We start from the raw sequence: 21332 nt of genomic DNA on the forward strand, positions 1-21332 counted from the left end.
CTCAGGACAAGAAACTCGAGACTCTTTGGAAAAACCAGAAGGCAGCCAGCGTACCCAACCCGTAAGAAGCAATCGGTCGGGCATACAGGACTGCAGGCCGTGGCAGTCGACAACGCAGCAGCAGTGCGCGCAGGCTCAACACGACGGCGACGAACATCAGTTGGCCGATCTCGACGCCGATATTGAAGGTGAACAGCGCCAGCGGCAGATCGCGCTGCGGTAAACCGATTTGCGCCAGCGCACCGGCAAAACCGAAGCCATGCAACAAGCCAAAACAGAACGCCACCACCCATGGCCACTGGAGGGTGAAACTGGTTTCGTCACGGTTCTTGCGGGCGATTTCCACTGCCAGCAACAGAATGCTCAGCGCAATCGTCGCTTCCACAGGAGGGCCGGGCAGCCGCACCGCACCCAGTGTAGCGAGTGCCAGGGTGATGGAATGGGCGAGGGTGAATGCGGTGATGGTCTTCACCAGCATCCAGCCATTACCCACCAGCAGCAGGAGACCGAAGACGAACAGCAGGTGATCGAAGCCCCCCAGGATGTGTTGGATACCATGAACCAGAAATGCACCGGCCACCGAGAACGCTCCCGGCGTGGCCGCGATCTCTATCCAGGGTTGCGCAGGGTGGACGAGGGTGGTCGTCAGGCTGCCGTCCAGGCGCGAGACACGCACCAGCACATCGGTGATGCTCGCTTGCAGGCCGATGAATGCAATACGTTGCCCGACCAGTCCTGCGGGGCCGGCATCAATGACCCGACGCTCGATCAGTGAATCGTTCAGTTCGCTTTCCACGGGCTCAACGACAGTACGCACACCTTCGGCAAACCGGAGCTCAATCGGCAACCGCATGCCTGAAAGCACCGGCGTGCGCCAGAGTACGTCATAGCGCCCGGCGGCCGTTTCGTTGAGCTCCAGGTAAGCGGGGCGCGACTCATGGGCCATGGCCGTCAGCCCCACGAACCAGAGCACCAACAGCAGCCATACCGTGCACCGCATCACGGCTGCTCCTTGTGTGTGGCTGCAATCGCACCGGCGGAAGCAGGTACCATCACCACGACCTCATAGCGTGCTTTCAGTGTATCGAAATTTGCGCGTTTCGATGCGCTGCGTTGTTCGGACAACCAATCGGACTTGACCTGCTGGGCCACTGCTTCGAAGGGCGGAGGAGGTGATTTGGCCAGCGCATCAATCCACACCAGGTGCCAGCCAAAACCCGACTCCACAGGCCCCACCCAGCTACCTGGCGTTTGCTTGAACAATGAAATGGCGAACGTTGAACCAAAGACCCGCGCCACCTGATCCCGGGATTGTTCCGAGTAGGCGTTTTTAAACATGAAGGCATCGCCTTCACCACTGTTCTTGTCAGACAGCCCACTGAGTGCGGACTTTGCCTGCGCTTGCGCATCCGCACCACGTTTGTCCAAAGCGAAAAACAAATGATGGAAGGTCAAAAGTGGCGGCGGGGCATATTGGTCCTGATGCTGGTTGTACCAGGCCTCAAGTACACCGGGTGCCGGCTCGCGAAGTGACGCTACATCTTCGGCAAGGAAATCCATTTTTTGCGCCAGTCGGCGGCGAATAATAGTGTCGTCTTTATCCAGGCTAAGTTTCAGTGCTTCGCGATAGAGGATTTCCTCTTTCACATATTCATCAATCAGGCCCTGCAACTGTTGCTCCGATGCGGGTCGTTGCCATCGCGCCAGCCAGGAAATCGCGATCCGCTGAATAACTTCTGGGGTGATTTCGATGCGTTGCGGATCTTGATCAAGGGTTGAACGGTGTAAACCTCCGTACAGTACAAAGAGTGCAAAACCGGCGATTAGAAAGTGCAATAACGGCTGGCGAATGCATCGTTTGATTAACGAAAGTCGAGATTCTTTCGCTTCGCAGACGCTTAAGTTCATGACTTATTGCCCCACGCTATACTGCGAATGGTTTTCGCAGCAGGGTGGAGTATTGCTGCTGTACCGGAACTTTCCACCAAGGCTAATCACGATAGGCACTAAGGCTTAGTAGCAATCGGATTAACCAATTCCCCAGGGCCGTCCAGTCTTGCACCTATACAGCCCGGGACGGAGCGCCCATGTGATGAAAGGACTGCTTGTTTTCGCCGCGATCATCGAGGCAGCCACTGGCGTGGCGCTCTTACTTGTCCCGTCGCTGGTCGGGCAACTTCTGCTTGGCATCGAACTGACGGGCGTCATCGTCCCCTTGGCCGGCATCGCCCTCATCGCATTGGCCATCGCCTGCTGGCCCGGACCAGCAATGCTCGGGATGTTGATCTATAACGCAGCCGCTACGCTTTATCTCGCCTACGTTGGTATCTCAGGGGAATCGAGTGGGGTTTTATTGTGGCCAGTGGTCGTATTGCACTGGATCATGACGGTACTTTTGATTCGAGCAATGACAAGCCAGACGAGGAACTCACAGACGTAGTCAACGCCTGGCAATATGCGTTTTCAGGCGCCGGCAAATCCTGCGGTTTTAAGGGGCACGGTCATCTACTCCTTGTCGGTTGCAGTACTCCTGAAGATTCGAAGCCAGGGCAACAGTGCAACGACTGCTTTTGGTCGATTTCTGCCTGATGCAAAAGGCAAAAAAAGCCCGCTTAATGGCGGGCTTCGTAATCGGCTTTTCCTATAGCGCGTGATCCAGACTTTTGCGGAACTCGTCCTCCAGCTTTCGACAAACCTCTGCGATTACGCCTTTCCCGACTGCTGGGCCGGAGTAGCTGTCTACTTCCTCGCGGCATCGTTCGGCGGCATCCCGGGCCTGCATTCTTTCCTTGCCTTGCGATGTGTTGCTGACATAAAAACCAAAAGCCAGGTACAAGGTAATGGCGATAATGATTCCGGCGACGATCTTGCTGACCAGGCCAATTCTCTTTTCTGACGGCAGTGGCCACCCAGGTGGGATGCGTATTTTCTGCCTGAGGTCAGATTGGCAGTGTTTGCATAAAATGGCTTCAGTCATGATGACTTCCGCGCAATAGGGGCAACTCTTTTTTCCAGCCTCCACAGATGAAACTCCTTTTCCAAAACAAGATTCTATCATTGGGCCTGAGGGGCGAGGGGCGAGGGGCTGTTTTCCACTAAAAGATCTTTTGGAGGCGTAATGTCACACCAGCCTCAATCGCTCCCAGTAGGCCAGGCAAAACAAAATCCGATATTGAATGAGTGCTTCTGGCCGGTTTCTGCCAGTCACGAAGGGCTGCGAATGACCTGAAGCGGACGGTCAGGTTTCACTTGGGAAGCGTTGAACAAATATCCGATTCATACCTCGTCGACGTTTTCCGCTTGATGTCTACGTCCTGGTGGGCGAGCACTGCCATTTCAGGTCGGTTTGAGTCCTGGTTTCGCAAGTTGGCGGTGCATCGCCCGTGTTGCAGGCGGATTGATCCCGTGGCGTCGCACTAGCGACGATAGTAGCGGCGCTCGTCCTCGTAGCGGTGCCGCATGGCCCGATCCTGGTGGCGCTCCCAATCACGATGGCGTTCTGCTTCTCGGCGGGCTTGCTCTCTGCGCCAGTTATCTCTACGCCAGTCGTCTCGGCGCCAATCGTCTCTACGATTGTGCCAACGGCCGTCATGCCAGTATCGGTCGTCATGGGCAAGCAACGGCCCTGGCTGCTTGCCGGCCGTGCTGACCAAGGTCGGCCAAGGGTTGCCGGCAGCGTGGACCGGAACCTGAACTACTGCGACTTCAGTTGCGAAAACAGGGGTTGGGGTCTTCATCTGTGTTGCTGATGCCGAGCCCACTGCCGCGAACGCGAACAGGCCGAAGAGCACCATCCGTGGGTCATGGAATTTCATGAGCGAAGACAACCTCTGATTGACATTTTGACGTGTGAGCATCTGGCTGCGGGAAGCAGGTGAGTTCGCGCTTACCGAGTGGATGTGCCTATTCAAATAGACCGATAAATAGGGAAAAGTTCTAGGGGCCGCTGCTTAAATAACCAACAGCGTCAGTGTGCGGCCCCTTTGCGGTTTGTTATCTCGATGTCCGCTCCTGGCTGTGGATTCAAGCGGTCACAATGGACCGCAATCGACCCATTACAGGTGCTCAAGCTAAATGGAGCTTTTGTCGGGTGGATAACCCCCGCAGGGCGAGCATCGCGGGATGCGCTCGCCCAACCTGGCTATTGCGCAGCAAGCAGGGAGTCTTCGATTTCCTGTGCCACAAGGCTTTGTATCCGCCACATATTTCGGTCCCGAATGCCATGCTCCTCGAGCATTGTCACAGTCCGGAACAGGTATTGGGCCGCCGAGCCCCAGTGCCCGGCTGCGCGAGCCAATACATGGGCAACCTTTTCCATGGGCAACTTTCCGGCATAGGCCATTCCGTCGCGTGCTGCGACAAAAGCTAATGCACGCACTATCCCGGACTCGGTTTTAACCGAAATCCAGCACGGAACATTGGTTGGTGGGTTTGCGTCTATTTCCCGGACCATCAACAGTCCCAATTGCTTGAAATGGTCTTGCGTTGGAAGCCGGTATGCCAACCCGTTGCAGCTTCCGCCCCGGTCGAGGGCCAACATCAGGGCTGGCAACTCGCGTGTGCCGCGCCAGCGCGTCAGTTTGAGGCAGAACGATCGATGCCAGCCGAAGGCGGTGGCGCTACGGCTCTCCAAAAAATCGAACTCCGGACTCCATATCAGTGAGCCATAAGCAAAGATCCAGAGCTCCTGCGGTTTGTATTCAAACAACAGTGCTTCCACCATCGCATCAAACTCTGCTTCGGTGTGTTCGGTCGTGCCCGGTTCGGGTCCGGGATCTGGCTCAAAGCGCTCAACGCGAGCGACAAGTTCTGCAGTCAGGTTTCGTCCTTTGGCGGGCGTGGTTCTCAGGGGTGCCATACCGGCCCTCCCTCTATGGATAGAAATTCAAGCTCCTGATCAGAGTTTTTTCAGGAAGCCCAGTAGCAACTCATTGACCTCGTCCGCGCGTTCGCGCTGTATCCAGTGGCCGGCATCTTCGAGGATATGACACCCACGCAGGCCCGGCAGTGTCTGCGCGAAGGCTTCGATCTGCCGCGGGGCGCCCGGAAACTTCAGCACGGCGTCGTGGCTCCCGGCAATGAACATCGACGGCTGCCGGATAATGCAACCGCGCCAGGGTGCCAGCAGTGCCCATGAGCGCGTCATGTTGCGGTACCAGTTCAAGCCGCCGCGAAATCCGCTGCGAGTGAATTCGCGGGTGTAGTAGGCAATATCCTCGAGGCTTAGCCAGACTGGCAGGGTTTCGGGTTCGATCATCCCCCCCAGGAAGCCCTGCCCCGGCTGCAGCTGGCCAAACACCGGTCCATCGGGCCCGTCACCCGAGCCATTGAAGTAGATGCGCCGGATCGACGACTCGACGTCCGTTTGCAGCTCGGCCTCGGCCACACCCGGCGTCTGGAAGTACTGGATGTAGAAGTCGCTGATACCCCGCGAGGCCAGCGCGCTCAGGAGCTCCACGCGCCCCGGTGGCGAGAAGGGAACGCTCATGCCGACCACTGCGCGGAACAGATCGGGCCGCATCAATGCTGCGCTCCAGGCCACCTGCGCGCCCCAGTCATGGCCGACGATCACGGCTTGCTGTTCGCCGAGTGAGTTGACCAACTCCACCATGTCGCCCACCAGGTGGAGTGTGGTGTAGGCGTCGGGTTCGGCCGGCGCATCGGTGCCGCCATAGCCACGCATGTCGGGCGCGACCGCTCTATAGCCGGCGGCTGCCAGCGCAGCAAGCTGGTGGCGCCACGAGTACCACAGCTCCGGGAATCCGTGGCAAAGCAAGACCAACGGACCGCAACCCTGGATGGCGACCTGCATGCGGATGCCGTTGATGTCGAGTATTTCGAGGTGTGGCTCGTTCATGTGTGCTTCCTGCAATTCAAGCGATGGACCCCAGCAACCGCGGCAGATTCGCCGCAGCCTGCTGCCTGCTGACAGAGAGGCGATGCAGCTGTGCCAGTTTCTCGGTGTCGGTTTCCTGCAAGCCCCTGACCACCGCCGTCAGAAAGAACAGGCGCGACTGCCTGATCCAGCGGGCCAGGCCTTCATGTTCTCCCCAGCGTAGTTGGTTACCCAGGTACACCGCCCACATTCTGATCCAGTCCGTGGGGACGTGAGGCGGGGGGACCATGGTGCAAAGCGCGTTCATCTGCGCTTGATCGGCCAGGTGGCTTTCCACATAAGCGATCAAGGCTGCGCTGAACAAGGGTTGGCAAGTGCTTACCATCAACAGGTTAATCTTGCCGCCATCGAACACCTTCATTTCAGGCAGTGACGGGATGGCACTGGCGCTGCAGTCAATGTGCAGAGCACCCGGGCTCGTGGCGATGCTGCCCTGCTCAAGCACAATGCGCGTTGGCTCGATCACTCGCACCCGCCCCAGGCGCACAATGTTGTCGATGCGGCGAAGCTCACGTAATTCCGCCTGTGTGACAGTGGCGCAACGGTAAGCAGTGGGTTCCACCGACTTGTCTATGCGCAGGAGCTGGCCCGTCGCCTCAAGCCTGGAGAACAGGTCCGGGATCGAGTCTGCGGTTGTGATGGCCTCAAATTGTGCCGTGAGGCCGCCGATTGTTCGTTCGAAGCTGTCGAGGCCAGGTTGCAGGTTGGCCCGGTCGATCAACCACGGGTCGTTCGGCATGATCCAGCAGATTTTTTCGGGCGCAATACCGTTTTGCAGACACCACAGGCAAGCGTCGATCCCGGTCTTGCCCGATCCCACCACTACGTAGCCAGAGTGTGGGTGCCGGATCTTCGGCAGGTCGTTCAGTGGCACGCATTCCACGCCGGGCTCCACCCTGTACCTGGGCGGGTGAGTCGAGGGAACTGCCGTCTGGGCATGGGTGGCGTCCACCACCTTTTTGTGCACCCGGACCTGATGGTTCGCGCCGCTGACCAGTGAGGTAACGCGGTGGTCGTCAATGCGGTCGCCGGTGTAGTTGCACATGGGGAAGTAACGGACTCGACCTGACGGCAGAAACTGCTGATTCATCACCTGATCGAAGTAGCTCACCACCTCAGTGCCGGAGGCTAGCTCATACAAGCCTGAGTTCAGTGGCGCCTGGTCTTTCGTTGCGCTGCCCAGTTCACGTGAGTTGACGCCATAGAAAGCCGAGGGCTGATGCAATCGGACGAACGAGTAGGCATCATTCCAGTGCCCGCCAGGTCGATCGTGTCGATCCACCATCATGACGCGTGCATTCGTTTCCTTGAGTAGCGTATCGACGAAAGCCATGGCCGTCGCGCCAGCGCCAATGATCAGGTAGTCGGTTTCGATCAGACTTTCGTCCATATGCTTTCGCCTTTCTGAAGGTTGCTCCCTCTCAAGTTCAGTAGATTAGCTACCTGTACCAAGCCCAATAGAACGAATGCTCCTCACTCAAATAACCGATGGAATTAATGGCTGCGGCCGCAGTGATCATTAGCGCCGGCGGGCATGCTATTGCAGTGAATTCGCGTGAAGGGCCTTCACGCATGACGATTTCCCGGTCCTACAGGCAGTACTGGCTGGTAGGCAGCACGTCGATCCTGTCGAAATCGATGAAGCGGCTGCAGCTGTCCATCATCGCGGCCAGGTTGCGCTGGAATTTCGCTTCGTCGCCCACCGCATCGAAAAAGGCCATGGGATCGGTCATGGCCGCCGGCGGAAAACATTCCTCGACGATGGCATCGATCCGTGGGGCACCATGCGTCAGTGGCGACACCACCAGGTTTTGCACGTACTGGAAGTTGGCTTGCGTGTCCACGGCCACCATCGTGTGATGGTTGCGCCAGATGTCCAGCCAGGCCTCGGGGGTCAGGCGTGGAGGGCGGGTCAGCAGGGCCAGTTGGGCAAAGCCGTGGGTACGCTCACCTGGCGTTGCAGGGAAGCGAGTATTGGCGATAGCAACCGACTCGCAGACCAGATAGGCGGCCATGCGCGCCGTTGCCGCGCTGATCAAGTGATCGAAAGGGCGACGAGCCGGCCCGTTGGCACTGTCCAGCCACAGCGACAGGCTGCCATCGGGCAATGGCCGGTTGTTTTCCTGGCGCAGGCCGGCTGCAGGCAGAACATCGGCATCGGCCAGGTTCAATTGCACATTACGGGCACCGAGTGCCTGCAATTGCCCAGCGACCTCACTGCGCAGGCGATGGGCGAAGGTATCAGGACTGACTTGAGTATCACGCCACAGCAGATAGATGACTTTTTCCATAGCTATCAAACTCCTCGTTGCGGTTGATGGATGGCGCAGCGGTCGTGCTGCCTGGTCCATCCGGATGGCCGAAAATCCCTGGCGTCATAGTCATTCAAGGTCAGCCCCGGGTAATACCTCAAACAGACTATTGACCCACACTATGAGGGCAATGGCTCCGCCGCTCGACGCCGGGCAGCCCTGGAGAACTGCAGCTAAGCTTCCTTGCGCTGGGGCGGCAGTGGAAGTGTTGCCTTGGGATGGTCCATGTCTGGCAAGGGAGCCCTCCGCCATGAGTGCCGAACAGCGTCATTACAGTCCACCAACCCTCCTGGTGGTCGATGACACGCCCGATAACCTGATGCTGATGACGGATCTGCTCAAGGATCGCTACCGGGTCAAGGCCGCCAATAGCGGTGAAAAGGCTCTGCGCGTACTACAGGGCGACACACTCCCGGACCTGATCCTGCTGGACGTGATGATGCCCGGGCTGTCCGGCCATGAAGTGGCGCAGCAGCTCAAGCGCGACCCGCGTACCCGCGATATTCCGATCATCTTTCTGACGGCCATGGCCGCGACCGAAGATGAGATCCATGGCCTGGAACTGGGCGCTGTCGACTACATCACCAAACCGATCAGGCCGGCGCTGGTCCTGGCTCGGGTGGATACCCAGCTCAAGCTCAAGGCGGCGGCAGACTTCCTGCGCGATCACAACGACTATCTGGAAAAGGAAGTGGCGCGCCGGACCCGCGAGGTGATTGCGATCCAGGATGTGGCCATCCAGGCCATGGCTTCACTGGCCGAGACTCGCGATAACGAAACCGGCAACCATATCCGGCGGACTCAGCATTACATCAAGGTGCTGGCGGAGCATCTGCGTGATCATCCGCGCTTCAGTCACTTTCTCACCGAGGACACCATCGCGTTGCTGTTCAAGTCGGCGCCGTTGCACGACATCGGCAAGATCGGCATTCCCGACCATATCCTCCTCAAGCCGGGACGCTATACCGAGGAAGAATTCGAGATCATGAAAACTCATACAACGCTGGGACGCGACGCCATCCAGCATGCCGAGGATCAGCTCGGCATTCGCGCCGAGTTCCTCAGCCTGGCCAAGGAGATTGCCTACAGTCACCAGGAAAAATGGGACGGCAGTGGGTATCCGCAGGGGCTGGCGGGTGACGACATCCCTGTCAGCGCCCGGTTGATGGCGGTGGCTGACGTCTATGACGCGTTGATCAGCCGTCGGGTCTATAAAGCGGGGATGCCCCACGCGCAGGCCGTCGAGATTATTCGTCAGGGGCGAGGCACGCACTTCGACCCGGACATCTGCGATGCCTTCCTGGTGTGCGTTGAACAGTTCCAGACCATTGCCGAGCGCTTCGCCGATACCGAACAGGACATGGCCGGCCAGCGGGCTGCCCTGGAGCGTATCGGCCAGACTCCGTGAACCCGCTACTGCCCTATATCAGTGTTTTCATCAGGTCCACGAGGACAGGTCATGGCCGGATTGCGCACCCTGCTTGAGCGCCTCGCGCTGCTGCACAAACTGATCCTGGGTTTTTCAGCACTGCTGCTGTTGGTGCTGGTGCTCGGCGTGCAAAGCCTGCGCACCCAGCAATCGCTGAAGCAGGACATGCAGAACCTCTACCTGCAGGAACTGGTCGGCATGGAGCACTTGCAGGAAGCACGTGTGCAATTGCCCCATATGATGCAAGCACTGCAGCGTGCGGTGGGCACCGACAGCGCGCAGATTCGCGTCGAATCCCTGCAGCAACTGCATGAAATCCGCGAAGGCCTGCAGCAGGCTGTGGCCCACGCCAAAGTGACCCTCAGGCGTGCGGAGAATCTGGCGCGTCTCTCCGAGTTCGACCTGCTGCAGCAACAGTTGCAGCGTTATAGCGACCAGGCCTTTGTATTGATCGACCAAGGCCAGCAGAACAAGGCGTTGTTGCTGCTCAATAGCAGTGAGTTCCAGCAACTTGCCCAACAGGCCGACAGCCTTTTATATGCGATCGCCCAGATCAAGGAAGCCTCGATTCGCGACACGGCCAAGGACATTGCCGAGTTTGCCGAACACAGCACCATGCTGACTTACGTACTGTTGTTCGGTGGCTTGTCGCTGGCGTTGCTGTTGTCCTGGGTCGTCAGCCAGTCGATCCGCAATCCGCTCAACCGGGTGCGGGTGGCGGTAGACCACTTGGCCGCCGGGCAGCTCGATCAACCGATTCCCCACACCGACCTGAACAACGAAACCGGCGATCTGGCGCGGGCCATCGCCAAACTGCAGACCGAGTCCCAACAACTTGAGCGTCAGCGCTGGATCAAGGCGCATACCGCCCAATTGCAGGTCGATCTGCAGCAGGCAGAAACCCCGGCCGAACTGGCGCAGGTGTTCCTGCAATGCATGGCCAGCCTGCACGGAATCTGCCAGGGGGTGCTGTACAGCGCACAGGAGGACGCCGGCACGCTGCTGTTGATGGGTCGTTATGCCACCGATTCCGAGCGGCCACCCGAGGCGCAAGTCATGTTCGGCGATGGCCTGTTGGGGCAGTGCGCGGTGGATCGCCTGCCGCGTCAGTTTCAGGCGATGCCGGAGCAATACTGGCGTTTGCGCTCGCCGCTTGGCGAGGTCCCGGCCCGTTGCCTGCTGCTGCAGCCCATTGTGCGTGGCGAGCGGTTGCTGGGGGTGCTCGAGCTGGCCGGGCTGGAACCCTTGGGCGAGCGTGAATTGCTGCTGTTGCAGGAAGCCACACCACGCCTGGCCGCGGCCATGGCGATTCTGGAGCGCAATCAGGCGGTCAAGACCCTGCTGGCAGAAACCCGGCGCCAGGCCAATGAAATGGCGGAACAGGCGCTGCAACTGGAGCAGCAGGCGCAGGCACTGGAAACCCAGCAATCGGCGTTGCGCGCCACCGAGGCCTGGTATCGCGGGATTATCGAAGCGGCGCCGGACGGCATGCTGGTGGTCGATGCCGAGGGACAAATCCTGCGCACCAATCGCCAACTGGATCAGTTGTTCGGCTATAGCCCCGGTGAGTTGCTCGGCGAGACCATCGATCGCCTGGTGCCGTTGCCCAGTCGCGGGCGTCACGTGGCGCTGCGCAAGGGCTTCATGGCCCACGGCGACACTCGCCAGATGGGGGCCAACCTGGACGACCTGCAAGGCGTGCGCAAAGACGGCAGTCTGTTCTCGGCAGAAATCAGCCTGTCGCATTTGCCGAGTCTGGAGGGGGGCGGAGAATGCGTGTGCGCTTCGGTGCGCGACGTGAGTGAACGCCGTCATCTGCAGGCGGCACTCAAGGCCAGCGAGGCACAGTTGCGCGCGGTACTCGACAGCAGCCCGGTGGCCATGGTGATCAGGGACGTCGATGGCCGTCCGACCTACTGCAATCCGCAGTTCGACAGCTTGTTCGGGACTCGTCTGGCTGAACTCGAAGGTACGGATCCGGCGCAGTTCTGGGTCGACCCGCAGGCACACCAGCGCTTTCTCGAAGCGGCAGAACAAGGTGCCGTGCTGAACTTCGAGACCACCCTGCAGCGCGCAGGAGGCGAGCGCTTCGACGTACTGGTTTCGGCCGTCACGATGACGCTGGGGGAGCGGGGTATGGGGGCCAACTGGTACTTTGACATCACCGACCGCAAGACCGCCGAGGCCGAGGTGCAGCGCGCACGCGAGGCCGCAGAAGAGGCGACCCGGGCCAAGAGCAACTTCCTGGCCACCATGAGCCACGAGATCCGCACACCGATGAACGCCATCATCGGCATGAGCTACCTGGCATTGCGCACCGAGCTCGACCACCGCCAGCGCAACTACATCGAAAAGGTCCATCGCTCGGCGGAATACCTGTTGGTGATCATCAACGACATCCTCGATTTCTCCAGGATCGAGGCCGGCAAAATGCACCTGGAGCACATTCCCTTCCACCTCGAGGCCGTTCTCGACGGCTTTGCCAGCATGATTGGCCTGAAAGCCGAGGACAAAGGCCTGGAATTGCTGTTCAGCACCGATGCCGAGCTGCCGACCGCCTTGATCGGCGATCCGTTGCGCCTTGGCCAGGTGCTGATCAACCTGGGCAACAATGCGACGAAGTTCACCGAGCAGGGCGAGATCGTGCTCGGTGTAGAGCAGCGGGGCTCTGCAGGAGAGCAGGCGCAGCTGCATTTCTGGGTACGGGACACCGGGATTGGCATGAACGCCGAGCAATGCTCGCGCCTGTTTCAACCCTTCAGCCAGGCCGATAGCACCACCACCCGCAAGTACGGTGGCACCGGATTGGGCCTGGCCATCTCCCGGCATCTGGTGGAATTGATGGGCGGGTGCATTTGGGTAGAGAGCGAACCGGGCCTGGGTTCCACTTTCCATTTCGAGGTGAGCCTGGGGGTGCAGCGCGACAACCAATTGCGGCGCATGGTGACCGCCGACGAATTGCTGGGCAGCCGTGTATTGGTGGTCGATGACAACGCCAGCGCGCGCGAGATCCTGTCCAGCATGGCCCGCAGTTTTGGCGTGGAGGTGGACGTCGCGCAAAGTGGCCGGGCTGCACTGACCATGCTGATGGAGGCCGAAGCGAAGGTGCTGCCCTATGATCTGGTGCTGATGGATTGGCGCATGCCTGGCATGGACGGCGTGGAAACGGTGCGGCAGATGCAGGCCGCCAAACTGGCACAAACGCCGTCGGTGATCATGGTCACTGCGTTCGGTCGCGAGGAGGCCCGCGAGGAGGCCAGTCGGCACGGCATTCAATTGCCGGTGGTACTGACCAAACCGGTGACGCCGTCTACATTGCTTGAGGCGCTGGGCACGGTGCTCGGCAAGATGCCCCAGGCCGATACCCGGGCCAGCGAGCGACTCGGCCAGTGCGCCAGCGCCATGGCCAGCCTGCGTGGCGCGCGACTGCTGTTGGTCGAAGACAATGAGCTGAACCGCGAGCTGGCCTGTGAACTGCTGGAGAGCGCCGGGATCGAGCTGTGCCTGGCCGTTCACGGCGCGCAAGCGCTCGAGCAACTGCAGCGTGACGCAGACTTCGATGGTGTGTTGATGGACTGCCAGATGCCGGTGATGGACGGTTATACCGCGACCCGCAAGATACGCGAGCAGCCACGCTGGGCGAATTTGCCGGTGATCGCCATGACTGCCGACGCCATGGCGGGGGACCGTGAGCGGGCGCTGGCCTGCGGCATGAACGACCACATCTCCAAACCCTTGAACGTCGACGACATGTTCACCACGTTGGCCAAGTGGATACATCCGCGAGCTGACCGTGGCGCGATGTCGGCCGACGTTTCGCCGCTCACCAAGGTGTCAGCGGCGAGCCTGCCAGCCAGCCTTCCCGGTATTGATTTGAAAGCCGGCCTGGGCACCTGCATGGGCAAGGTCGAGCTCTATCTGCGTCTGCTGCGCAAGTTTCGCTCCAGCCACCAGGCTTTTTGCGCCGAGTTCCTGGCTACCCGAAGTCAAGGCGATCCTTCGGCGACGGTCAGGCTGGCCCATACCTTGCGCGGCACGGCGGGCAACATCGGTGCCGTTGAAGTGGCGAACGCCGCCGCCGCGCTGGAGCAGGCATGCCAAAGCGATGGGGCGAAGCAGGACCTGGCCGATCGGCTGGTGGAGGTTGAGCGTTGCCTGACACTGGTGCTGGAAGGCTTATCGGTGCTCGGCGAGCCGACATCGTCCGCCGACTCATCTAGCGCGCCACCGTGCAGCGAATGGCATGCGCAATTGGCCTACGTCCGGTCTCTGCTGGCCGAGAGCGACACCCAGGCGCTGACGGCCTTGCTCAAGCTGCAGGGGCTGGCGTCAGACCCGCGGATGACCGAGCAGTTGCTTCGGGTTGTCCGGCAAGCGGAGTGCTTCGATTTCGATCAGGCGCTGGAGTTGCTTGAAAACCTGTCCTGATCATTGAAGTGGATTGAACCCGCCCCTGGCCAATCATGCGCTTGTGGACGGGGTATAGCGGCATCGCGAGATGCCGCGCCATGCCAACCTGAGTCAACCGAGCCTCATTGGGGCGGGGTTGATGCGCGCGCAAGCACGGCCAGTCCGTGCCCCCACATACCGTTTGCGGCAGTGAACGCCCGCTGCAGTGCCAGTGGCGATGGCCTGGCATTGGCCGCGTAGTAACGCGCTGCAAATCATCCGATAAAAAAAACAGATACCCGTTTAAGGATTTCCCAGAGGCGGCGCAGGCAGCTGCGGCTTTAAAGTCACGGCCAGCGTTCGGCTGTCGGGCGGCCTCTGGCTGCACCGATCCCCAGGCCGTTCGGTATCTCTACAAAAATAAGAAGGTGAAAACATGAGTCACGAGACGGTCGACATCAAGGCGTGGATCGACAACCGACCGGTTGCCGGGTACCAGTGGCTCATCATGAGCCTGTGCTTCTTCATTGTTTTATTCGATGGGCTGGATGTGGCGGTCATGGGCTTTATCGCGCCTTCACTGATTCAGGAGTGGGGGTTGTCGAAAGCGGCGTTTGGCCCGGTCATGAGCGCCGGGATGGTCGGGCTCGCCATCGGTGCCCTGACCGCCGGCCCTTACGCTGACCGTGTGGGGCGCAAGAAAGTGCTGCTGCTGGCGGTGACAGGGTTCAGTGTATTGAGCCTGGCGTGTGCGTTTGCGCGTAACCCCTATGAGCTGGCGACCTTGCGGTTATTGACCGGTGTGGCCCTGGGCGCTGCGATGCCCAACACCACCACACTGCTTGCCGAATACTTGCCAGAGCGCAATCGTTCGCTGTTCATCACCATTATGTTTACCGGGTTCAACATGGGATCGGGATTGGGTGGTTTGTTGGCAGCCTGGTTGATTCCCCTGTATGGCTGGAAATCGGTGTTGCTGGCCGGCGGCATTCTGCCAATGGTGCTGCTGCCTTTCCTCTGGTTGTTTCTGCCCGAGTCCGCGCGTTTCCTGGCAGCGCGCAATGCACCCGCCGCGCAGATCGCCAAAGTACTGAACAAGCTTGGCGGTAAATTTTCAGCAACGACTAACTTCACCCTCGCCGAACCCCAGGCCCAGCACAAGGCGCCGGTGCGCATGCTGTTCACAGAACGTTATCGGGCCGGCACCTTGGCGCTCTGGCTGACCTATTTCATGGGCCTGCTGGTGATCTACCTGACCATGGGCTGGATGCCGACCCTGTTGCGCGAAGGCGGTCTGTCCATCGAACGGGCGGCCACCATCACTGGCCTGTTCCAGATCGGCGGTACGGTCGGGGCGATCGTGGTGGGCTGGATCATGGATCGACGCAATCCGAACGGCGTGATCGCCACCTCCTATGCATTAGGTGGTGTGTTCATCCTGCTGCTGGGGGCCTTCAGCCTGGAGTCGAGCCTGCTGGCGCTTGGCGTGATCGCTGCCGGTTTTTGCATGAGCGGCGCGCAGACTGGCCTCAACGCGTTTGCCCCGGGTTATTACCCGACGGATTTCCGTGCAACGGGTGTGAGCTGGATGCTCGGCATCGGCCGTTTCGGCGGTATCTTTGGCTCTCTCATCGGTGGTGCGGTGCTCAGTCTCGGGTTGGGCCTGCCGTTTCTGTTCGCCCTGTTGAGCGTGCCGGCCTTCATCGCCGCACTGGCGATCCTGGCCAATGGTCATGCACGGCGCCGGGTCAACCGGACCCTGCTGGCGCAATAATCTTTTTCAAACACAGGAACTCGTCATGGCACGCATCATCGGTGGCCTCGCTGTATCCCATACACCTACCATCGGCTTCGCAGTCGATCACGATAAACAGAATGAGGCGGCGTGGGCGCCGATTTTCGAAGGCTTCGAACCGATCAAGGTGTGGTTGAAGGAGCAACAGCCGAATGTGCTGTTCTACATCTTCAACGACCACGTGACGTCGTTTTTCTTCGACCACTATGGCGCGTTCTCCCTGGGCGTCGATGAGCGTTACGAGGTCGCCGACGAAGGCGGCAATCCACGCTCGCTGCCCGCAGTGGGCGGGCATGCCGCGCTGTCGCGGCACATTGGTCAAAGCCTGATGGCCGATGAGTTCGACATGAGTTTCTTCCGCGACAAGCCGCTGGACCACGGGTTTTTCTCGCCGATGTCGGCGCTGTTGCCCTGTGATCCGGCGTGGCCGGTGCAAATCGTGCCGCTGCAGGTGGGGGTGTTGCAGTTCCCGATCCCCAGTGCGTTGCGCTGCTATAAGTTGGGCCAGGCCCTACGTCGCGCGATTGAAAGCTATCCCGAAGACTTGAAGGTAGCCATTGTCGCCACCGGCGGCGTGTCCCATCAGGTGCATGGCGAGCGTTGCGGTTTCAACAACCCGCAGTGGGATGAACAGTTCATCGATCTGCTGGTCAACGACCCGCTGCGCCTGACCGAGCTGACCCACGCCGAATACGCCACCCTGGGCGGGATGGAAGGCTCGGAGGTCATCACCTGGCTGATCATGCGCGGCGCGTTGTCGGCCACGGTGAAGAATCTGCATCAGGACTATTACCTGCCATCCATGACCGGTATCGCGACCTTGTTGCTGGAAAACCAGGATCGGCAGTTGCCTGCCGACGTCAACGCACGCCACTTACAGCACATGCAGCACCAGTTGGCCGGCATCGAAAAACTCGATGGCACCTATCCATTTACCCTGGAGCGCAGCGCCAAGGGTTATCGCCTGAACAAGTTCCTGCATCGCATGATCGAGCCGCAATGGCGCCAGCGTTTTCTCGAAGCGCCAGAGGCGTTGTTCGATGAAGGCGGCCTGAGCGACGAGGAACGGGATCTGTTGCGCCGTCGTGACTGGCGCGGGCTGATCCAGTACGGCGCGATCTTTTTCGTGCTGGAGAAACTCGCGGCGGTACTCGGGATCCCGAACTTGCAGGTCTACGCCGCCATGCGTGGACAGAGCCTGGAAGAGTTCATGAAAACCCGGAACCAGCAGGTGCTCTACTCGGTGGCGGGCAAAGGCCCGCGCTGATCATCAGCGGTTAGTGCGGCGGCTCGTCCCGGGCCGCTATCCATTCTTTTTCTTCTTGATCCTGCTGTGCCCGGTTATTGCGGGCGCAGGGCATTTCCTTTACCCAAAAAACCGGAAAACAATAACAATGAAAACCGCCGTTAATCATCGAATCGTCTGTTCGCTGGCAGCTATCTGCGCATTACCGCTGCAAGCGTCTGCTGCCGGCTTCATTGAAGATGCCAGCGTCAACCTGAACCTGCGCAACTTCTACATCAACCGCAATTTCACCAACCCGGCCTATCCGCAAAGCAAGGCCGAGGAGTGGACCCAGAATTTCATTCTCGACGTCCGCTCCGGCTTTACCCAAGGCCCGGTGGGCTTCGGGGTGGATGCGCTGGGGCTCTACTCGGTCAAGCTCGATGGTGGCAAGGGCACCGGTGGCACTCAGCTGTTGCCGATCCATGGCGATGGGCGTCCCGCCGATGATTTCGGTCGCTTGGCGGTGGCCGGGAAAATGAAGGTGAGCAAGACCGAACTGAAGGTCGGGGAGTGGATGCCGGTGCTGCCGATCCTGCGTTCCGACGACGGTCGCTCGTTGCCGCAAACCTTTCGTGGTGGCCAGGTCACTTCGCAGGAGATCGACGGCCTGAGCCTGTACGGTGGGCAGTTGCGGCAGAACAGTCCACGCAACGATGCGAGCATGGAAGACATGTTCATGCAGGGCAAGACCGCGTTCACCTCTGATCGCTTCAACTTCGTCGGCGGCGAATACAGCTTCAACGAGAAACGCACGTTGATCGGGCTGTGGAACGCCGAGCTCAAGGACATCTATCAGCAGCAATACCTGCAACTGGTCCACAGTCAGCCCCTGGGTGCCTGGACGCTGGGCGCAAACCTCGGTTACTTCTGGGGCCGTGAAGATGGCAGTGCCCGTGCCGGTGACCTGGACAACCGTACCGTCTCGGCGCTGCTATCGGCCCGCTATGGCGGCAACACGTTCTACGTCGGCCTGCAAAAACTCACCGGTGATGATGCCTGGATGCGCGTCAACGGCACCAGCGGTGGCACCCTGGCCAACGACAGCTACAACAGCAGCTACGACAACGCCCGGGAAAAGTCCTGGCAGTTGCGCCACGACTACAACTTCGTCGCACTCGGCGTTCCCGGCCTGACCCTGATGAACCGCTACATCAGCGGCGATAACGTGCACACCGGCGCGATCACTGACGGCAAAGAGTGGGGCCGCGAAAGTGAACTGGGCTACACGGTGCAGAGCGGTCCGCTGAAAAGCCTCAACGTCAAATGGCGCAACTCGAGTATTCGCAAGAGCTTCAGCACCAATGAGTTCGATGAGAACCGGGTGATCGTCAGCTATCCGATCAGCTTGTTGTAGTTTCACTATCGCCATCGCGAGCAGGCTCGCTCCTATATTAGACCGCGGTCAACTTTGGGTGCTGGCCTGCTCGCGGATCACCCGGCGAATCATGTCCATCAGGGCCTGGGCCACCGGGGAGTGCAGGCAGCCATTGCGATAAGTCAGACCGATAGCCCGGGTGGTCTGGTTCAGTTCCAGGGGCAGGATGCACAACTCGCCCGAGGCGATCTCCTGTTCCAGTTGATGGGCGGACACGGCGGCGAGCATGTCCGAACGCAACAACAGGCCGCGGATGATTGCCATGTCGCCGCTTTCTACTACAGGCCGGGGCGGCGCAATGCCGAACCGGGTGAAACACTCATCCAGCATTTGCCGGGCCGGCGAGCCGGCGCGAGGCAGCACCCATCGGGCGGCGCCCAGTTCATCGTGCGGCACGGCCGTCGAACAGAGCGGGTGACCGCGCCGCGCCAACACCACCATGTCTTCCGTGAGCAGTGCTTCGCCGACCAGGTCGCTGGCGTAGGCCTCCGGGCGCAAGGCACCAAAGACGAAGTCGACATCACCGGCACGCAGCTCTGTCGCCAGTAGATCAAACGGACTTTCGTTGGTGATCACCTGGATGTCCGGGTGTTCGGCCATCATGCGCACCATGGCTTCGGGCAATATTCGGGTGCGGCCCAAGGGCAGGGCGCCGACCTGCACCACGCCTTGCAAGGTGCCGCGCAGAGCGGTGATATCGGTCTCGATGTGGCGCAACTCGTTCAGCGCCCGGCGGATCGGGAAGAGGATTTCGTGACTGGCACGGGTTGGCTGCAACCCGCGAGGCGTGCGCTCGAACAGCGGTTGGCCGCACCCGCTTTCCATGACCTTGATGGTCGAGCTGATGGCCGGCTGGCTCAGGCCGAGCAGGCTGGCGACGGTCTGCATGTGGCGGGTTTCGCAGAGTTTGACGAACACTTGCAGGCGCCGGGCCTGGAACAGGTACAGCGGCTCGACCGCACGCTTATTGGCGCCATCGAGCAGTCGCGGCACACTGTCGAGTTCGGCCAGCACGCGACGTGCCCGAGGCAGCAAGCGCTCGCCGAAATCGGTCAGGCGCATGCCGTTGGCGTGGCGTTCGAACAATGGTACATCGAGCCGTGCCTCCAGCTCGGAGATCGACCGGGTCACCACTGACTGAGAGCGAAACAGTGCCACGGAGGCCCTGGAAACACTCCCGTGATCGGCCACCCGGACGAAGGCGCGTACGTGCATCAGGCTGGGCAGTTCGGTGGATTCCATGGGGTACGGGCTCTGCAAAGGTGCATTTGAGCTGGACTATGCCGCCGCCCTGTTTGGATGGCAATAAAAAAAACGCATACCTAAAACACTTCAATGCATTACTCCTGGGGCGGGTCGCGATGCGATCCTCGTTCGAAACGCAGGAGGAGAATCCGCAATGATCGAGTCACCGAAAAACGCGCTGGTCGTCAGCGCCCACTCTGCCGATTTCGTCTGGCGCGCGGGCGGTGCCATCGCGCTGCATGCGCAACAGGGTTATGCCGTGCACATCGTCTGCCTGTCCTTCGGTGAGCGCGGTGAGTCCGCCAAGCTGTGGCGCAAGGGCGAGATGAGCGAAGAAAAAGTCAAAACCGCGCGGCGTGAAGAGGCCCAGGCCGCGGCCGATATCCTGGGGGCCAGCGTCGAGTTCTTCGACATCGGCGACTACCCGATGCGGGCCGACAAGGAAACCCTGTTTCGCCTGGCGGATGTGTTTCGTCGCGTCCAGCCCGAGTTCGTCCTCAGCCACTCGCAGAAAGACCCTTACAACTACGATCACCCGCTGGCCATGAACCTGACGCAAGAGGCGCGCATCATCGCCCAGGCCGAAGGCTACAAGCCGGGGGAGAAAATTGTCGGTGCGCCGCCGGTCTACAGCTTCGAGCCGCACCAGCCCGAGCAATGCGAATGGCGCCCCGATGTGTTGCTGGACATCACCTCGGTCTGGGACAAGAAGTATGCGGCCATCCAGTGCATGGCCGGTCAGGAGCACCTCTGGGAGTACTACACTCGCGTCGCCCTGCAGCGCGGTGTGCAGGCCAAGCGCAACGTTGGCATCACCTCCAGCCGCGACATCGTTTATGGCGAGGGCTACCAGAGCATCTTCCCCCGCGTCACGGAGAACCTGGCATGAGCGAGCTGATCGGAAAGACCGGCGTCGTAGTGCGCAACATTGCCAGGGCCGAGCTGGCATTGGTCGATGAACTGGGGCGCTTCGGTGTCGCGACCATCCACGAGTCTCAGGGTCGAAAAGGCCTGCTGACGTCCGCGATCACACCGATTCAACGAGGGACGGCCATCAGCGGTTCGGCGGTCACGGTGCTGGTTGCACCGGGTGATAACTGGATGTTCCATGTGGCGGTGGAGCAGTGTCGTCCCGGGGATATTCTGGTGGTAGCCCCCAGCTCGCCGTGCACCGACGGTTACTTCGGCGACCTGCTTGCCACTTCGCTCAAGGCCCATGGCGTACGTGCCCTGGTGATCGATGCCGGCGTGCGCGATACCCACACCCTGCGCGAGATGGGCTTCCCGGTCTGGTCCCGCGCCATCAGCGCCCAGGGCACCATCAAGGAGACCCTGGGTTCGGTCAACCTGCCGCTGGTGTGTGGCGGTCAATTGGTCAACCCGGGCGACGTGGTGGTGGCCGATGACGATGGCGTGGTCATCGTGCGTCGCGTTGAAGTTGCACAGGTTGTCGAAGCCAGTCGCGCGCGCGCCGACCTGGAGGAGCAGAAGGCCTTGCGCCTGGCCAAGGGCGAATTGGGGCTGGACATCTACAACATGCGCCAGCGGCTCGCGGAAAAGGGCCTGCGCTACGTCGACAACCTCGATGAGCTCGGAGACTGAG

Annotated in this window: 17 protein-coding genes; 8 read left to right on the top strand and 9 right to left on the bottom strand. The window is 60.4% G+C overall.

What is annotated here, in order from left to right; translation table 11 throughout:
- Nucleotide 1: 1 nt before the first annotated feature.
- The gene (locus KGB28_RS18020) at nucleotides 2–1000 is read right to left on the bottom strand and encodes a HupE/UreJ family protein (protein WP_223446772.1); all 999 of its coding nucleotides are present in this window, start codon (nucleotides 998–1000) and stop codon (nucleotides 2–4) included.
- Nucleotides 1000–1908 carry a peptidyl-prolyl cis-trans isomerase gene (locus KGB28_RS18025; RefSeq protein WP_223446774.1) on the bottom strand — a complete coding sequence of 303 codons (909 nt, stop codon included), beginning with the start codon at nucleotides 1906–1908 and terminating at the stop codon, nucleotides 1000–1002. The genes KGB28_RS18020 and KGB28_RS18025 overlap by 1 nt, the downstream gene beginning before the upstream one ends.
- A 184-nt stretch (nucleotides 1909–2092) precedes the next feature.
- On the opposite strand from KGB28_RS18025, the gene KGB28_RS18030 reads away from it, so the two are divergent.
- Nucleotides 2093–2440 carry a hypothetical protein gene (locus KGB28_RS18030; RefSeq protein WP_223446776.1) on the top strand — a complete coding sequence of 116 codons (348 nt, stop codon included), beginning with the start codon at nucleotides 2093–2095 and terminating at the stop codon, nucleotides 2438–2440.
- Nucleotides 2441–2641: 201 nt separating this feature from the next.
- Here KGB28_RS18030 and KGB28_RS18035 read toward each other — a convergent pair whose 3' ends face one another.
- The 6 genes from KGB28_RS18035 to KGB28_RS18060 form a co-directional block, all read right to left on the bottom strand.
- A complete protein-coding gene (locus KGB28_RS18035; RefSeq protein ID WP_223446778.1) occupies nucleotides 2642–2977 on the bottom strand; it encodes a hypothetical protein in 336 nt (111 codons plus the stop codon).
- 439 nt (nucleotides 2978–3416) lie between these two features.
- Complete coding sequence (locus KGB28_RS18040) at nucleotides 3417–3815, bottom strand: hypothetical protein (protein ID WP_223446780.1); 399 nt, start codon at nucleotides 3813–3815, stop codon at nucleotides 3417–3419.
- Nucleotides 3816–4141: 326 nt separating this feature from the next.
- Nucleotides 4142–4858 (bottom strand): gamma-glutamylcyclotransferase, encoded by a 717-nt coding sequence (locus tag KGB28_RS18045; RefSeq protein WP_223446782.1) that lies wholly within the window; start codon nucleotides 4856–4858, stop codon nucleotides 4142–4144.
- A 39-nt stretch (nucleotides 4859–4897) separates the two neighbouring features.
- Entirely contained in the window at nucleotides 4898–5857 is a 960-nt protein-coding gene (locus KGB28_RS18050; protein WP_223446784.1) for an alpha/beta fold hydrolase, read from the bottom strand.
- Between the two features lie 16 nt (nucleotides 5858–5873).
- A complete protein-coding gene (locus KGB28_RS18055; protein WP_223446786.1) occupies nucleotides 5874–7286 on the bottom strand; it encodes an NAD(P)-binding protein in 1413 nt (470 codons plus the stop codon).
- 199 nt (nucleotides 7287–7485) lie between these two features.
- Nucleotides 7486–8187 carry an EthD domain-containing protein gene (locus KGB28_RS18060; protein ID WP_223446788.1) on the bottom strand — a complete coding sequence of 234 codons (702 nt, stop codon included), beginning with the start codon at nucleotides 8185–8187 and terminating at the stop codon, nucleotides 7486–7488.
- Nucleotides 8188–8458: 271 nt separating this feature from the next.
- On the opposite strand from KGB28_RS18060, the gene KGB28_RS18065 reads away from it, so the two are divergent.
- The 5 genes from KGB28_RS18065 to KGB28_RS18085 all read left to right on the top strand — a co-directional run bounded on the left by KGB28_RS18065 (nucleotide 8459) and on the right by KGB28_RS18085 (nucleotide 18463).
- Nucleotides 8459–9616 (top strand): HD-GYP domain-containing protein, encoded by a 1158-nt coding sequence (locus tag KGB28_RS18065; RefSeq protein WP_223446790.1) that lies wholly within the window; start codon nucleotides 8459–8461, stop codon nucleotides 9614–9616.
- Between the two features lie 51 nt (nucleotides 9617–9667).
- Nucleotides 9668–14065: a response regulator gene (locus KGB28_RS18070; protein ID WP_223446792.1), complete on the top strand. Its 4398-nt coding sequence runs from the start codon at nucleotides 9668–9670 to the stop codon at nucleotides 14063–14065.
- A 397-nt stretch (nucleotides 14066–14462) separates the two neighbouring features.
- Nucleotides 14463–15800, top strand: coding sequence for an MFS transporter (locus KGB28_RS18075; RefSeq protein ID WP_223446794.1), 1338 nt, complete (start codon nucleotides 14463–14465; stop codon nucleotides 15798–15800).
- 25 nt (nucleotides 15801–15825) lie between these two features.
- Nucleotides 15826–17088 carry a gallate dioxygenase gene (locus tag KGB28_RS18080; protein WP_223446796.1) on the top strand — a complete coding sequence of 421 codons (1263 nt, stop codon included), beginning with the start codon at nucleotides 15826–15828 and terminating at the stop codon, nucleotides 17086–17088.
- Nucleotides 17089–17215: 127 nt separating this feature from the next.
- Nucleotides 17216–18463 carry an OprD family porin gene (locus tag KGB28_RS18085; protein ID WP_223446797.1) on the top strand — a complete coding sequence of 416 codons (1248 nt, stop codon included), beginning with the start codon at nucleotides 17216–17218 and terminating at the stop codon, nucleotides 18461–18463.
- Between the two features lie 48 nt (nucleotides 18464–18511).
- Here KGB28_RS18085 and KGB28_RS18090 read toward each other — a convergent pair whose 3' ends face one another.
- Nucleotides 18512–19726: a LysR family transcriptional regulator gene (locus KGB28_RS18090; RefSeq protein WP_223446799.1), complete on the bottom strand. Its 1215-nt coding sequence runs from the start codon at nucleotides 19724–19726 to the stop codon at nucleotides 18512–18514.
- A 157-nt stretch (nucleotides 19727–19883) separates the two neighbouring features.
- Here KGB28_RS18090 and galB point away from each other — a divergent pair, with 157 nt between their 5' ends.
- Together galB and KGB28_RS18100 are read left to right on the top strand one after the other, a co-directional pair.
- Nucleotides 19884–20618 (top strand): 4-oxalmesaconate hydratase, encoded by a 735-nt coding sequence (galB, locus tag KGB28_RS18095; RefSeq protein ID WP_223446801.1) that lies wholly within the window; start codon nucleotides 19884–19886, stop codon nucleotides 20616–20618.
- Nucleotides 20615–21331, top strand: coding sequence for a 4-carboxy-4-hydroxy-2-oxoadipate aldolase/oxaloacetate decarboxylase (locus tag KGB28_RS18100; protein ID WP_223446803.1), 717 nt, complete (start codon nucleotides 20615–20617; stop codon nucleotides 21329–21331). Before galB ends, KGB28_RS18100 begins: the two co-directional genes overlap by 4 nt.
- The last annotated feature ends 1 nt before the right edge of the window (nucleotide 21332 follow it).

The sequence above is a fragment of the Pseudomonas sp. BF-R-19 genome, assembly GCF_019956445.1.
Lineage (GTDB): Bacteria > Pseudomonadota > Gammaproteobacteria > Pseudomonadales > Pseudomonadaceae > Aquipseudomonas > Aquipseudomonas fluorescens_BH.

Coding starts and splice junctions, on each gene's coding strand:
- KGB28_RS18045 (WP_223446782.1), bottom strand. CDS start 4,858: ATGGCACCCCTGAGAACCACGCCCGCCAAAGGACGAAACCTGACTGCA.
- KGB28_RS18035 (WP_223446778.1), bottom strand. CDS start 2,977: ATGACTGAAGCCATTTTATGCAAACACTGCCAATCTGACCTCAGGCAG.
- KGB28_RS18070 (WP_223446792.1), top strand. CDS start 9,668: ATGGCCGGATTGCGCACCCTGCTTGAGCGCCTCGCGCTGCTGCACAAA.
- KGB28_RS18085 (WP_223446797.1), top strand. CDS start 17,216: ATGAAAACCGCCGTTAATCATCGAATCGTCTGTTCGCTGGCAGCTATC.
- KGB28_RS18025 (WP_223446774.1), bottom strand. CDS start 1,908: ATGAACTTAAGCGTCTGCGAAGCGAAAGAATCTCGACTTTCGTTAATC.
- KGB28_RS18080 (WP_223446796.1), top strand. CDS start 15,826: ATGGCACGCATCATCGGTGGCCTCGCTGTATCCCATACACCTACCATC.
- KGB28_RS18090 (WP_223446799.1), bottom strand. CDS start 19,726: ATGGAATCCACCGAACTGCCCAGCCTGATGCACGTACGCGCCTTCGTC.
- KGB28_RS18040 (WP_223446780.1), bottom strand. CDS start 3,815: ATGAAATTCCATGACCCACGGATGGTGCTCTTCGGCCTGTTCGCGTTC.
- KGB28_RS18020 (WP_223446772.1), bottom strand. CDS start 1,000: ATGCGGTGCACGGTATGGCTGCTGTTGGTGCTCTGGTTCGTGGGGCTG.
- KGB28_RS18075 (WP_223446794.1), top strand. CDS start 14,463: ATGAGTCACGAGACGGTCGACATCAAGGCGTGGATCGACAACCGACCG.
- KGB28_RS18060 (WP_223446788.1), bottom strand. CDS start 8,187: ATGGAAAAAGTCATCTATCTGCTGTGGCGTGATACTCAAGTCAGTCCT.
- KGB28_RS18055 (WP_223446786.1), bottom strand. CDS start 7,286: ATGGACGAAAGTCTGATCGAAACCGACTACCTGATCATTGGCGCTGGC.
- KGB28_RS18065 (WP_223446790.1), top strand. CDS start 8,459: ATGAGTGCCGAACAGCGTCATTACAGTCCACCAACCCTCCTGGTGGTC.
- KGB28_RS18030 (WP_223446776.1), top strand. CDS start 2,093: ATGAAAGGACTGCTTGTTTTCGCCGCGATCATCGAGGCAGCCACTGGC.
- KGB28_RS18100 (WP_223446803.1), top strand. CDS start 20,615: ATGAGCGAGCTGATCGGAAAGACCGGCGTCGTAGTGCGCAACATTGCC.
- galB (WP_223446801.1), top strand. CDS start 19,884: ATGATCGAGTCACCGAAAAACGCGCTGGTCGTCAGCGCCCACTCTGCC.
- KGB28_RS18050 (WP_223446784.1), bottom strand. CDS start 5,857: ATGAACGAGCCACACCTCGAAATACTCGACATCAACGGCATCCGCATG.